11 protein-coding genes are annotated in these 12,778 nt (G+C 62.5%); 5 read left to right on the plus strand and 6 right to left on the minus strand.

What is annotated here, in order from left to right; genetic code table 11:
- Positions 1 to 595 precede the first annotated feature (595 nt).
- Entirely contained in the window at positions 596 to 1,975 is a 1,380-nt protein-coding gene (locus YA0848_RS19705; RefSeq protein ID WP_034114133.1) for an iron-containing redox enzyme family protein, read from the plus strand.
- Between the two features lie 11 nt (positions 1,976 to 1,986).
- Positions 1,987 to 2,931, plus strand: a complete 945-nt coding sequence (locus tag YA0848_RS19710; RefSeq protein ID WP_034114131.1) for a methyltransferase — start codon at positions 1,987 to 1,989, stop codon at positions 2,929 to 2,931.
- Between the two features lie 8 nt (positions 2,932 to 2,939).
- Here the strand turns inward: YA0848_RS19710 and potE are convergent, their stop codons facing one another.
- From potE to YA0848_RS19725, 3 genes are all read right to left on the minus strand, one after another.
- Complete coding sequence (gene potE, locus YA0848_RS19715) at positions 2,940 to 4,265, minus strand: putrescine-ornithine antiporter (RefSeq protein WP_034098572.1); 1,326 nt, start codon at positions 4,263 to 4,265, stop codon at positions 2,940 to 2,942.
- 53 nt (positions 4,266 to 4,318) lie between these two features.
- Positions 4,319 to 7,552 carry an AAA domain-containing protein gene (locus tag YA0848_RS19720; RefSeq protein ID WP_169903168.1) on the minus strand — a complete coding sequence of 1,078 codons (3,234 nt, stop codon included), beginning with the start codon at positions 7,550 to 7,552 and terminating at the stop codon, positions 4,319 to 4,321.
- Positions 7,553 to 7,613: 61 nt separating this feature from the next.
- The gene (locus YA0848_RS19725; protein ID WP_034098569.1) at positions 7,614 to 8,042 is read right to left on the minus strand and encodes a hypothetical protein; all 429 of its coding nucleotides are present in this window, start codon (positions 8,040 to 8,042) and stop codon (positions 7,614 to 7,616) included.
- A 117-nt stretch (positions 8,043 to 8,159) separates the two neighbouring features.
- On the opposite strand from YA0848_RS19725, the gene YA0848_RS19730 reads away from it, so the two are divergent.
- Positions 8,160 to 8,360 (plus strand): hypothetical protein, encoded by a 201-nt coding sequence (locus tag YA0848_RS19730; protein WP_169903167.1) that lies wholly within the window; start codon positions 8,160 to 8,162, stop codon positions 8,358 to 8,360.
- A gap of 8 nt (positions 8,361 to 8,368) precedes the next feature.
- On the opposite strand, the gene YA0848_RS19735 is transcribed toward YA0848_RS19730, so the two are convergent.
- On the minus strand, positions 8,369 to 9,157 hold the full coding sequence (locus YA0848_RS19735; RefSeq protein ID WP_169903166.1) for an AraC family transcriptional regulator: 789 nt from the start codon (positions 9,155 to 9,157) through the stop codon (positions 8,369 to 8,371).
- Between the two features lie 85 nt (positions 9,158 to 9,242).
- Between YA0848_RS19735 and YA0848_RS19740 the strand changes: the two genes are divergently transcribed.
- Together YA0848_RS19740 and YA0848_RS19745 are read left to right on the plus strand one after the other, a co-directional pair.
- Positions 9,243 to 10,241: a bile acid:sodium symporter family protein gene (locus YA0848_RS19740; protein ID WP_034114125.1), complete on the plus strand. Its 999-nt coding sequence runs from the start codon at positions 9,243 to 9,245 to the stop codon at positions 10,239 to 10,241.
- A gap of 179 nt (positions 10,242 to 10,420) precedes the next feature.
- On the plus strand, positions 10,421 to 11,608 hold the full coding sequence (locus tag YA0848_RS19745; protein ID WP_034098566.1) for a sugar transporter: 1,188 nt from the start codon (positions 10,421 to 10,423) through the stop codon (positions 11,606 to 11,608).
- Positions 11,609 to 11,635: 27 nt separating this feature from the next.
- Here YA0848_RS19745 and YA0848_RS19750 read toward each other — a convergent pair whose 3' ends face one another.
- Together YA0848_RS19750 and YA0848_RS19755 are read right to left on the minus strand one after the other, a co-directional pair.
- The gene (locus YA0848_RS19750; protein ID WP_034114110.1) at positions 11,636 to 12,184 is read right to left on the minus strand and encodes a hypothetical protein; all 549 of its coding nucleotides are present in this window, start codon (positions 12,182 to 12,184) and stop codon (positions 11,636 to 11,638) included.
- 110 nt (positions 12,185 to 12,294) lie between these two features.
- Positions 12,295 to 12,705 carry a hypothetical protein gene (locus YA0848_RS19755; protein WP_080758750.1) on the minus strand — a complete coding sequence of 137 codons (411 nt, stop codon included), beginning with the start codon at positions 12,703 to 12,705 and terminating at the stop codon, positions 12,295 to 12,297.
- Between the last annotated feature and the right edge of the window lie 73 nt (positions 12,706 to 12,778).

Here is a 12,778-nt window from a genome sequence, read left to right on the forward strand (position 1 = left end):
AGCCCCCTCCCACAGTTAAACTCCTCTGGGCCACCACCCGGCAACTCGGTGCATCTGGCCCAATAGCCATAGATCTCTACACAAGTTTTAAGGCTGAAATAGCTCTGTGGTGAGCCCCTCCCACAGTTAAGTTCCTCTGGGCCACCCCCCGGCAACTCGGTGCATCTGGCCCCAATAGCCATAGATCTATACACACGTTTCAAAGGCTGGAATAACTCTGTGGTGAGCGGGCTTGCCCCGCGCTGGGCTGCGAAGCGGCCCCATCCCAGGCGATGTGGTTTAGCTGACACACCGAGGTGCCTGGGTTTGGGGCTGCTTCGCAACCCAGCGCGGGGCGAGCCCGCTCACCACACAAACATGCCGGTTCAACACATAAGTCTCTCCACCCCATAACCTCTGCCAGGCCTTGCCCTGCCAAGGCTTTCAGGCCGATTCTGCGCCACAGCAATCGACCGCTGGTCCACCCCGTCTTAATCCGATTTGAATTTTCCGCACCTCCCGAGGCTCTGCATTCTAGACACGCGCCGTTCAGCGTGCTTACGGGGCCGCCTTGTCGGGAGGCCTGGTTGTTTAGGACTTTGCGGACACTGCCATCATGACGTTCCTCACAGCGCTCTCAGGCCAGCCGGCCTCGATGCACCATTCGGCTCACGGTCGTTATCACGCCCTGTACCAACAGCTGTACAGCGAAGCCGAGGGCGCCGGAGAAGCCGCACGGGATTTTGTGCAAGCGCAATTGGCCCAGGTGCGTAAGTTACCCGGCGACCTGCCCGAAGTGCCTGAACATCTGACCGCCTGGGTGGAGCAGCGCTGCGCCGAAGTGGCCCAGGCCTACGCTGAGTACCTGGAGCAACGCCAACAAGGCCGGCCCCGTCGATTTTTTCACAACAAGGCCCATGCCTTGTATTGCCTGCAGCGCGTGGCGCCGACCAAACAGGTCGACGGCGCCTGGCTGTACGGCCTGCTGCCCCATTGGCACGACCCGCGCTTTGACGGCCTGCTCACCACCTACCTGGAAGAGTTGGGCGACGGCCACGCCGCGCAGAATCATGTGGTGATTTACCGCAAGCTGCTCAGCGACCACGATGCCGCCAGCGAAGCCGGCCTGGACGACGATCACTACCTGCAAGGCGCTCTGCAACTGGCGCTGGGTCTGTGCGGCGAGGACTTCTTGCCGGAAATCATCGGCTACAACCTGGGCTATGAGCAGTTGCCCCTGCACCTGTTGATCACTTCGTACGAACTGAGCGAACTGGGCGTCGACCCCTATTACTTCACGCTCCACGTAACCATCGACAACGCCAGCACCGGACACGCCTGCAAAGCGGCGCAATCGGTCATCGACCTGTTGCCGTTGGGCGAGGGCAGGGCGGACTTCTATCGACGTGTGGCCGAGGGCTACCGCCTCAATGACTTGGGCCCGGGCACTACAGCCGTGATCAATAGCTTCAACCTGCACGACGAACTGGTGGCCATGCTCGAACGCAAGCGCACCTTCGGCCAGCACATGCATTCGGACTATTGCCGCTTCGAAGGCAAGACCGTCAACCAATGGCTCGCCAAGCCCGGGCAGATCGGCGCGTTTCTCCAGGCACTGGAAGACAAGGGCTGGATCAAACGCAACCAGGACCCGGCCGAGAGCCGCTTCTGGCAACTGATCGAAGGCGCCGGTGCGGCGATGTTCGGGGTGTTCAGTGGCTATGAAAAACAGGTGCTGCATGACTGGATCGCCGGTGATTGGATCAGCGCCGAACGCGTGCCTGCGGTGCGCCCCGGTCGTGGCAAACCGCTGCCCCGCGACACGCATCGGCCGACGGACCCGGACACCCAGGCGCTGGTCGAATCGCTGTGCAACCTCACCGATCAACAGCAACTCACTGCGCTGCTGCCGTGGTTGTCGGCCCGTCGCCATTGCACCCCCGCGGGGCTATACGCCACGCGCCGCTTTATCCAACTGCGCGCGCGCCTGCGCTAAGGAACCTGTTTATGTCCGCACAACAACTGGCCGACCGTGCGCTGCTGAACCTGGGACGCGGTTTGCAACAGAGCGGCTACCGCTTTATCACGCCCACGCCCTTGACCCATGACCGCGTCTACGCACGCCTGGCGACGCCGCTGGCCATGAACCTGCGCGATGTCTTCGGCTGGTCGATGCCGTTTGACCGCGACCTGTTGCCCGACGCCTTGCGCGAAGAGTTGCAACACGCCGATGTCGTCGAAGAGCACGATTCGCTTTGGCGCAGCGCCGTGCGTTGGTCGAGCCTGGATGACCTGTTGATTGCCCACTCGGCGTATCCCACCACCCAGGCGGATGCGGTGTTTTTCGGGCCTGACAGCTACCGCTTCGCGCAACTGATCGACGCCCACTTGCAACAGCGCTTCGAGCCGATCAAGCGTGCCGTGGACATCGGCTGCGGCGCCGGCGTCGGTGCGCTGGTAATCGCCCGCTCGCGACATGACGCCCAAGTGCTTGCGGTGGACATCAACCCGCGCGCCTTGCGTCTCACCGCAGTGAACGCCGAGTTGGCCGGCCTGAGCAATATCAGCGCGTATCACAGCAACGTGTTGGACAGCGTGGAAGGCGAGTTCGACTTGATCGTCGCCAACCCGCCCTATATGAACGATGACCGCCAGCGGGCCTACCGGCATGGCGGCGGCGCCTTGGGCGAGCAGCTGTCGGTGCGGATTGTCAGCGAGTCCCTCGGGCGCCTGGCGGTGGGCGGTACATTAGTGCTGTATACCGGTGCGGCGATTGTCGCCGGGGAGGATCCGTTCCTCGCGGCGGTTAAGCCGTTGCTCGGCGGCGATGCCTACGGCTGGACCTACCGCGAACTAGACCCGGATGTATTCGGCGAAGAGTTGGAAAAGCCCGGTTATGAGCGCGTAGAGCGGATCGCCGTGGTCGCATTGGCAGTGACCCGTTTGCGCTGAGGGCCGGCTTAGCAACTCTCAGCCCGCCCAGCGCCGACGAAGCGTTTAGCCAGAAAACCGTACAGCACGTAACCGAACGCCAGCACCAGCATCGCGCCAAACACCGCCTCTTCGCCGCAGGCGTAGATCGCATACAGCGAATACGCCGCAGCCACCAGCACCACCAGCGTATTGCGTACTTGCAGCGCTTGCGGGGCGCGGGCCTTGTGCATCATCACCATTAGCCCGGTGAGGGCGGTGACGTAGGGCACCAGGTTGGTCACCACCGCCAGGCTGACCAATTTGCTGAACTGCGCTGAGGCGGTGGGCGAAATGGTCGACAAGGCGATCAGGCTTTGCAGCGCGGCGCAGGCCAACAGGCCCAGGAGTGGCGCGTTGGCTTGGGTGATCCGACTGAAAAAACGCGGAAACATGCGCTGATCCGCCGACATCTTGGCCGTCTGGGCCAGGGTGAACTGCCAGCCCAGCAATGAGCCGATACAGGCCACCACCGCCAGCGCCATGATCACGTCGCCAACCCACGGCGCGAACATCTGTGCATATACCACCGCGAAGGGCGCGGACGCGCTCGCCAGTTTGGCGTTCGGCACGATGCCCTGGATCACAGTGGTGGACAGCACGTACACCAGCGCCGCGCCGAGGGTGCCGAGCAGGCAGGCCAGAGGCACGGTGCGCTGTGGGTCTTCCACGGCGTCATGCCCCTGGGCCGCCGACTCCATGCCAAGGAATGCCCAGAGTGTCAGCGGAATACTCGCGCTGATCGCGTCCCATCCTTGAAGCTGGTGCGGGTTCCAGGCCGCCACGAACACCTCGACCTTGAAATAAAACCAGCCGATCACACACAGCCCCACCACCGGGATAATCACGCCCCACACCGTCACCACGCCTATGCGCCCGGTCAGGCGTGGGCCGCCGAAATTGGCGGCGGTGGTCAGCCAGATCAGCGCCAGGCTGCCGATAAACAGCGGTACCGGGCCACTGGCCAGCCATGGAATAAACGCCGAGAGATAGCCCACCGCCGAAATCGCAATCGCCACATTGGCGATGATCAGCGACAGAAAATACAGAAACGAACACAGGAAGAACCCCGACTTGCCGTGGGCTTCTTCGCTATACGCCGACATCCCCCCGGCGCGTCTACAGAACACGCCGCATTGGGCAAAGCCATATGCGATCGCCATCGAGCCCACCGCCGTGATCAGCCACGACAGCAATGAAATCGCGCCCAACTGCGCCATGCTCGCCGGCAACATGATGATGCCCGAGCCCATCATATTGATCGTCACCAACGTGGTGAGGCCCAGCAGGCTCATCTTTTTGCTTGGCGTGGTCATCGAGTACTCCGTTGAGCCTGTGGGCCGGTATGACCGTCAGCAATAGCGCGGATTCAGGCGTTTGTCTCGCTCGGGCGACCAGGGGCCAGCGCCTGGTGCGGCAGCAACGTCATCACATCGCAGAACAATGCACGCTTTTGCCAGTCGTTGCGGTCGCCGATCACGTACAAGCGGCGCTTGGCCCGGGTGGCGGCCACGTTCAGCAGGTTCGGCTCGCTGACCACCCAGTCCCGCGCACCGGCGTTTTCGCTGCTGCCGCCCAACACCATGATCACCACGGGCGCCTCCTTGCCCTGCATGGTGTGAATGGTGCCGTAGAGCATTTTGCGCGGCAGCAGCTCTTTAAGGCGATCGCGCACCGCCTGGAAGGGAGTGACCACGGCAATGTCGGCGATTTTCACACCGTCCTGGCGCAGCATCGCCAACAGGCGCATCAGGGTATCGCCTTCGGCCGCGACCCAGTTGCCGGACGAAGGGCCATGAGCTTGGACCCAGCCGGTGGCCAGGCTGGCCGGTGTTTCTTTGGCCGGGGAGGGCGGCACGGTGCCGAAGACCATGGCGCCGTCGTAGGCGATGCGGTTCGCCAGCGCGTACATCGGACGGTCGCAGCGACGATGCACCACCAGCGGCAAGCCGACCCAGCGCTTGGCCTGCGGCGGGCCCATCATCCGGCCCCAGCGGGTGGCTTCGTCGGCCAGGGTTTGCGCGGACTGGCGCGTCGGCAGCCAGTATTCGTCGACGCCGTAGCGGGTGCGCATATGTTCCAGCACCGCTTCCGACACGGTGACGATGGGCTTGAGTTGCAGCGGATCGCCCACCAGCACGGCACGGCGCGCGCGCCATAGGGCACCGACCGCCGCTTGCGGGGTGGCCTGCCCGGCTTCGTCCACCAGCAGCCAGCCGATTTCACCGACCCCCAGGGAGCCGAACGAGCGCGCGAACGAGGCAAAGGTGCTGCTCAACACCGGCACGAGCATAAATAACGACGCCCAGCTCGAACGGATCGCCGCGCGCGAGACGCCCTGGAAGCGCGCGCCCTGCAACACACGGTTAATGAAATACAGATTGGCGCGAACGCGCTTGGCTTCCAGTTCGAAGAAGCATTGGTGCAGCTTCAGGGCCTGGATAAACACTCGGGCGCGGGCCTGGCGCCAGCCTCTGATCGACCACGGTTCAATCAGCTCAATGGCCTCGCCGCGTCCGATAATGCCGTGGCGCAGCCAGGCCAGCAGGTGCTCTGCCTTGCACGCCTTGGCCAGGGCGGTGATTTGCTCGATCTGCTGGCGCTGACGCTCGCGCAAACCGCCAAGAGCCTGCTGGTGTTCCGCGCTCAGGTGATTGAGCGCCTTGCTTTCGCCGGTCAGACGCGCGGCGCTGCGTTTGACTTGTTCGAAGCTTTCTTCGGCCAGGGCGTGCCGGCTGCGGATAACACCTTGTACTTCATTCCAACGCCGCTGCGTGCCCCACAGGCTCAGGAGGTTGGCAAAGAACCCAGGCTTGCCAGCCAGGTGCCGCTGCACCTCGTTCAGGCTGTGTTGCAGAGCGTCGTGGGCGGGCTTGAACTCGCGCTCGTCGAGTTGTGCGATACGCGCATCGGTCTCTTTGATCGTGTGGGTCAAGCGCTTGAGTGCGTCCTCTTGCTCAGCGATTTGCGCGCGCAACGCGCTGACAGCCTGCAAATGGTCGTTGATGCGCTGGGCGTCGGCGCTCAAGTGTTCGGCGTGAGCCTTGGCCGCCTGATAATCCGCCACTGCCTGCTGCCAGGTGCTCAGGCGTTGCGCGGAGGTGCGGCTGATGTCGGCCTGGGTTCCGAGCCAGCCGAGGAAGCCACGGCGCGCCTGTTCTGGGCTGTCTTCGCCGGGCTCGTCTTCTTCTTCCTGGTCGTCGTCCAGCTCCTCGGCCTCCAAGGCCGACAGCCAGTCGTGCGCCTGTTCTTCGAGGTCGCTGGCCTTGGGTTTGCGGGGTGGCTGGCCGTAGAAGTAGCGGCTGATAAAGGTGCGGCGCCGCGCTTTGCTGCCCAGCGCGGCGGAGATCAGGCCCCAGGCGGGTTTGCCGCTGACCAGTTCACCCAGTTCGCCGAAATAGTCAGCGTCCGGCAGCCAACTGGGGTCGATTTTGTCGCGCTGCGGCAACTCCAAGGTGACGTTTTCGACGGCGCCGTTATTGGACGACGCGATCACCATCTCAAAGCCGAACAATGCCGGGTTGAGCGCATGCACCGTTTGGAAGTCCGTGCCGTCACTCACCCGTTCGGGCGTGCCGTCGACAAAGGCGGCAGACGCGCGGGGCAGAGCGGCCAGGGCATCGGCGCGCTGGGTGACCACGGCGGCCAGCAGATCACGCAACAGGGTGGTTTTGCCGGTGCCGGGCGGGCCGTTGATGCCCAGCACACCTTCGCCATCGCTCAACGTATGCAGCAGGGTATTCACCGCCAATTGCTGGGAATGCACCAGCCCCAGGTGATGCTCGGCCGGCCAGCAGCCCAACGGGTACTGTTTGGGCGCCAGACGCTCGATTAACGCCAGGGAGGCATCGTCATCGTCGATGTGCAAGCGCTGTGCCGGGGCATGTCGCGCCAGGTACTGCGCCAGCGGTGCGCTGGTGATGCCATTGCGCAGGCTGTCCGCCACGTCGGCCAGGTCCGCGAGCAGAAAGCTGTTGAGCGGGTCGTCCTCCTGGGCGGGGTTCTTGATCTTGATGGGCGTGGAGCGCCAGCGGTGGGTGTAGCGCTCGGGGGCGCTGAAGTAGTCGTCCAGGCCGAGGAAGTTTCGAATCTTCTCGGTCAGCTCGACCAACATCGCTGCATCGACTGGGCCGCCCATCAGCGGCTTGATGTCCTCGCGCAGATAGTTTTGTTCCTCGTCGAAGCCGCGGGTCCAATCCCTGTTTGCCAGGGCGCGGCCGAGGAACCAGGCTTCGCTGGAGAGCACCAGGCTGTCTTGCACCATCAGCCCCTGCTCGGTGAACTTCAGCGCGAAAAGCGCGGATTCACGGGTTTTCGGCGGCTCTTTATAGCCTTGGTCGGCACCGTAGAGTTGCTTAAGGCTTTCGGCCACGCGGCGGCTGTCGTACAGGTGGGCGAAGAGGGTGTGGCTCCAGACCCGGTCTTTAGGCTTTGGCTGGCCGTGCGCCGGGCTGCTGGCAGCCCATGGCATCACCGGCCGCGCCGCATTGCAGTCATGCAGGAACGACGCAAACAGACTGTCGCGCTTTTCGATTTTGGGGGCCGATTGCGGTTGCAGCAGCTCCACGGCGTGCCAGTAGCGGGTGATGCTTTCTCGGGTCATCAATCTCAATCCTTTGCGTAAAACGCCGGTTCATCCCGGTTCGGCGCGTATTGCGGGGGCTTTAAGCCAGTTGGGGCAACAGGTTCAAGTGACCGTCGACCTCGTTGACCAGGCCGCTGGCCAAAAACAGTGGCGCCAGGCGCTTGTGCAGTTGCGGCTCGACAAATTCCTTTACGGTATCCAGGGCCAGCAAACCGGTAGTCGGCAGCTCTGCCTTGGTATACGACAACCAGGCCTTTTTCAACGCCTGCAACACATCGCTGCCTGCCGTGGATGCAAAGCGGCGATGGGTGGGTTTGCCGTCGAAGCTGAAGGTGTGCTGGAACGCGTAACCGCTTTCGTCGCCGCCGCTGGCGGTGCAGCGGATGCAGGTGCAAGGGCCGTCGCCGAACGCGCTGCGCAGGTAAGTGTTGAAGTCCACCACCGGTTTGAGTGACAGGCGCTTATCGACCTCGAACAGGTCCCCGGTCATTTTTTCGTCAGTGTTCAACGTCCGTTTCCTCGCAGTGGCATGGCAGCTTTTCAAAGCGCCGCACAATAACAGTCGAGGGCGGGTTTGGGCACTACTTGCGCTTGCGGGTGGATGAGTTGCGATAGAACGACAGAATTGCCAGCAACTGAACGACCGCTGTCGCGGCCACCGTCGCCCTGCCAGCGTTGCTCGCACCTGGGCGGTGCGTTGGGCTCGCAGTTGCTGACGCATATGCTGCGTGAGCGCTGGCTGATGCGCACGCTCGATACCCGCGCGTTAACGGTCACTCCGAGAGGCCGCAAGCGCCTGGCTGCTGTATTTGATATTTCATCCTGACGCGGGGCTCAGCGGAAAAACTCCCCCGGCGTGGCATCGAACTGCTGGCGAAACGCATTGATGAACGCCGACGTCGACTCATACCCGCTGGCCAGCGCCACGTCCGTGACCCGTTCGCCATGTTCTAGGGCGGGCAGGGCGCTGAGCAGGCGCAGGCGTTGGCGCCAGGCGCGGAAGGTCAGGCCGGTGTCGTGCAGGAACAGGCGGCTGAGGGTTTTTTCGCTGACCCCCAGTTTGTCGCTCCATTGCCCCAAGGTGGTTTGCTGCTCCGGGTGCAGGTTGAGGCTGCGGTAGATCTGGCGCAGGCGCAGGTCCACCGGCAGCGGCAGCATCAGGTCGACCTGCGGCGCGGCGGCGAGTTGGTCGAGGATCACCTGGGCCAGCCGCCCGTCGGGCCCGTCCTCGGCGTATTCCACCGGCAGTTCGCTGAAGCTGCGGATCAGCTCGCGCAGCAGGTTGCTCACCTCCAGTACGTGACAGTGCCCGGCCGCCCATTGGGTGACGCTGCAATCGAGGTACAGGCTGCGCATCTCGGTGTGAGGCGTGCTGTACACCCGGTGCGGCATGCCCGCCGGAATCCATACGGCTCGTTGCGGCGGTGCGACGAAGCGGCCGGCACTGGTCTGGATCTCCAACACCCCGGAAATCGCGTAGGACAATTGCACCCACGGGTGACTGTGGCGGCGGGTCAGTGCGCGATTGGGCAGCGATTCAGTGCGCCCGTATACCGGCCGTGGCAGGCTGGACAGCCCGGGAATGCTGCGGCGCACAGTATTGGCATGTCCTTTAGGCGGCATTTACTGGCTCGTTGGCGTTAGTCGGTAATAAAGCGTTACGTTAGAGTCGCCATGACGCTCTTGGCAACCCCTGGATGACTTCACTATGACTCGGCCTCGCTTTCTACCCGACAACTTCACCCTCACGTTGATCGCGACGGTGATTCTCGCTTCCTTGCTGCCCGCCAGCGGCCAGACCGCCGTGGCATTCGGTTGGGTCACCAACCTGGCTATCGCGCTGCTGTTTTTCCTGCACGGCGCCAAGCTCTCGCGCCAGGCCATCGTGGCCGGCGCCGGCCATTGGCGCCTGCACCTGCTGGTGTTCAGTCTGACCTTTGTGCTGTTCCCATTGCTGGGCCTGGCACTTAAACCGGTGCTGTCGCCGTTGATCGGCAAAGACCTGTACATGGGCATGCTCTACCTCTGCGCGTTGCCGGCCACGGTGCAGTCGGCGATTGCTTTCACCTCCCTGGCGCGCGGCAATATCCCGGCGGCGATCTGCAGCGCGGCGGCGTCGAGCCTGTTTGGGATCTTCCTCACACCGTTACTGGTGACCTTATTACTCAATGTCCATGGCGACGGCGGCTCCACCGTCGACGCTATCGTGAAAATCAGCGTGCAGTTGCTGCTGCCGTTTATCGCCGGGCAGATCGCGCGGCGCTGGATCGGCGAGTGGGTAGGGCGCAACAAGGCGTGGCTGAAGTTCGTCGACCAGGGCTCGATCCTGCTGGTGGTGTACGGCGCGTTCAGCGAGGCAGTCAACGAAGGCATTTGGCACCAGATCCCATTGTGGGAGCTGGGCGGGCTGGTGGTGGCCTGCTGCGTGCTGCTGGCGCTGGTGTTGGTGGCCTCAACCGTGCTTGGCAAGGCGTTTGGGTTCAATCAGGAGGATCGCATCACCATCCTGTTCTGCGGCTCGAAAAAAAGCCTGGCGACCGGCGTGCCGATGGCCCAGGTGCTGTTTGCCGGGGCGAGCATGGGCGTATTGATTCTACCGTTGATGCTGTTTCACCAGATCCAACTGATGGTGTGTGCGGCGCTGGCACAGCGTTATGCCAAGCGTGCGGAGAGTGTTGCGGAGTTGATGGCGCAGGTGGATCCTTGATGTTCTGCTGCGCTGCCTCGGGTCAGGTCAAATCGGGAGTTTATATGCTCGCTGTCACCACGTTCTGATGCTGCGCTGCTCAAGAGCATCAACACCCGACCCAGAAACCGATAGAATGCTCGGCGGCGGCGCTTGTCCTGGGTGGCCGCTCGATCACCGTCAGAGTACCGCGCCCGTCAATGAGCCTTTCAAACGCAACTCCCCAGCCCAACTGGCAACCGGTCATCGCCCTGGCGTTGGCCGCTTTTGTGTTCAACACCACCGAATTCGTACCCGTCGGGCTGCTCAGTGCGATTGGCGCCAGCTTCGACATGCCCATCGCTAACGTTGGTCTGATGCTCACGATTTATGCGTGGATCGTCTCGCTGACCTCGCTGCCGGTGATGCTGCTGACCCGCAACATTGAGCGGCGCAAGTTGCTGATCGTGCTGTTTGGGTTGTTTATCGCCAGCCATATTCTGTCCAGTGTCGCCACCAGCTTCGGCCTATTGATGGTCAGTCGTATCGGCATCGCCTTGTCTCATGCGCTGTTCTGGTCGATCACCGCGTCCCTGGCCGTGCGCCTGGCGCCGCAGGGCAAGCAAGTGCAAGCCCTGGGCCTGTTGGCCACCGGCACATCCCTGGCGATGGTGCTGGGCATTCCCCTGGGGCGCCTGCTCGGCGAAGCCATGGGCTGGCGCACCACGTTCCTGGTGATCGCTGCCTTTGCGGCGGGCCTGGTGTTCTGGTTGGCGCGCACCTTGCCGCTGTTGCCGAGCCAGAACTCCGGCTCCCTGCGCAGCCTGCCACTGCTGTTCAAGCGCCCGGCGCTGGTGGCGTTGTACGTGCTTACGGCAATGACCGTCACCGCGCAATTCACCGCCTACAGCTACATCGAACCGTTCGTCGAAGGGGTGGCGGGCCTGGGCGGCGGCGCCGTGACCCTGATCCTGTTGGTGTTCGGCGGCGCCGGCATCATCGGCTCGCTGTTGTTCAGCCTGGTACATCGCTTCAACCCGCACCTGTTCGTGGTCGGGACGGTGTTCCTGCTGGCGGCCTGCCTGGCGCTGTTGCTGCCGTTGAGTGGCGCCGAATCCTACCTGGTGGGCTTGAGCGTGTTCTGGGGCATGGCGATCATGGGCTTCGGCCTGGCCATGCAGTCCAAGGTGCTGGTGCTGGCACCCGACGCCACGGATGTGGCCATGGCGATGTTCTCCGGTATCTACAACATCGGCATCGGCGGCGGCGCCCTGATGGGCAGTTGGGTCGGCAGCCATTTCGGCTTCGCCTGGATCGGCGCTGCGGGCGGATTGCTGGCGGCGCTGGCGTTGGTGGGCTATTGCCTGGCGATTCGGCGGTTTGGGACGGGGGTGGTGCCGCGGGAGTAGCCAACCAATTGGCTACTCCGGGTTTTGTCAGCGAGGGACGTGGTTGCGTCCATACATCATCAGGAATCGGTCCAGTTCAGAAAAGCTGCGCTGAGGCATGGCTAGCAGGACCTGCGACATAAAGTCTTTGAGCACTTGAATGTCATTCCAGCTGGATGGCCGTTTCTTGCGTTTCTGGGACGGGCGCACTGTCTCGAACAGGGCGTTCATCGCGCGAAAGTTGTGCTGGTCGATAATGGGCAGGGGCGCGCTGTGATGTACAAGGTGCGTAATGTAGGCCGACGTGATGTAGGTCGTTTGTCGTTTGAACTGCGCCTGCCACCACTGGAAGGTTTGGTCTGGCGCTTGAGCGCAACCGGAACCGATGAACCGTGGCCAGAGCCCCTCTACCTCTGCAATCAGGTTGCGATGGCGTTGTGGGTAGTTCGGTTTGCCCCAATGGCCCCACTTCCACAGCAGCGAATCTGCAATCTGTGGGTTCTGGGCCGTTCGCGCTGAGTAAGAGGTCTTGAATGCTTGGTAATGGGCTGCCGGATACTTGAGGAAGTCGTACTCGTTCAGCACCGCGTCAAACACGGGAGCAATCCGAGCAGCGATCAGTGTGGCTTCTGAAGGTGTGGTTTTCGAAAACAATGGGGTCATGTCTTAAGTGCTTGCCTGGTCAATGATGTGTGCGGAATGTGCAATCAGCTGTGATTGCACGCCGGGTACCTTCCCCATGTGCATACATATTCCCAGAGCAGCTTGCGCTCCAAATGCTTGATGTAGGCGGTGGTGTAAGGCATGCCCATACTCACCGGGCAAGTAGACACCCAGATATGTTCGGCGGGCGTTGTTTCAAGCAGCGTCAGCCTGAAGGTGTTCCCTCCCGAGTGTCCGGCCCGTTCGCTGAAAGCCGATACATTGAATTGACGCAGCCGATCAGCCAGGCTCTGACCGGTGGTCTCACCGATATAGATAGTCGCATCGCAATTTCGGTGAGTATCTGGTTTGTGTTTGCTGCGCGCGATGAAATACACCCCGGGCAAGTGTTTACCAGGCAGTTCGCCACGGTCGGACCACGGGTGCCACTCTGAAAAACCTACTTCGCCTGACATATGTGTTCATCGTCCTTGTTGAGGTCAAGGGCGCTGATCCTATCTCAAAACATGGCTATGAGCCATCATTGTT

This window comes from Pseudomonas sp. S4_EA_1b (assembly GCF_016307435.1).
Lineage (GTDB): Bacteria > Pseudomonadota > Gammaproteobacteria > Pseudomonadales > Pseudomonadaceae > Aquipseudomonas > Aquipseudomonas rhodesiae.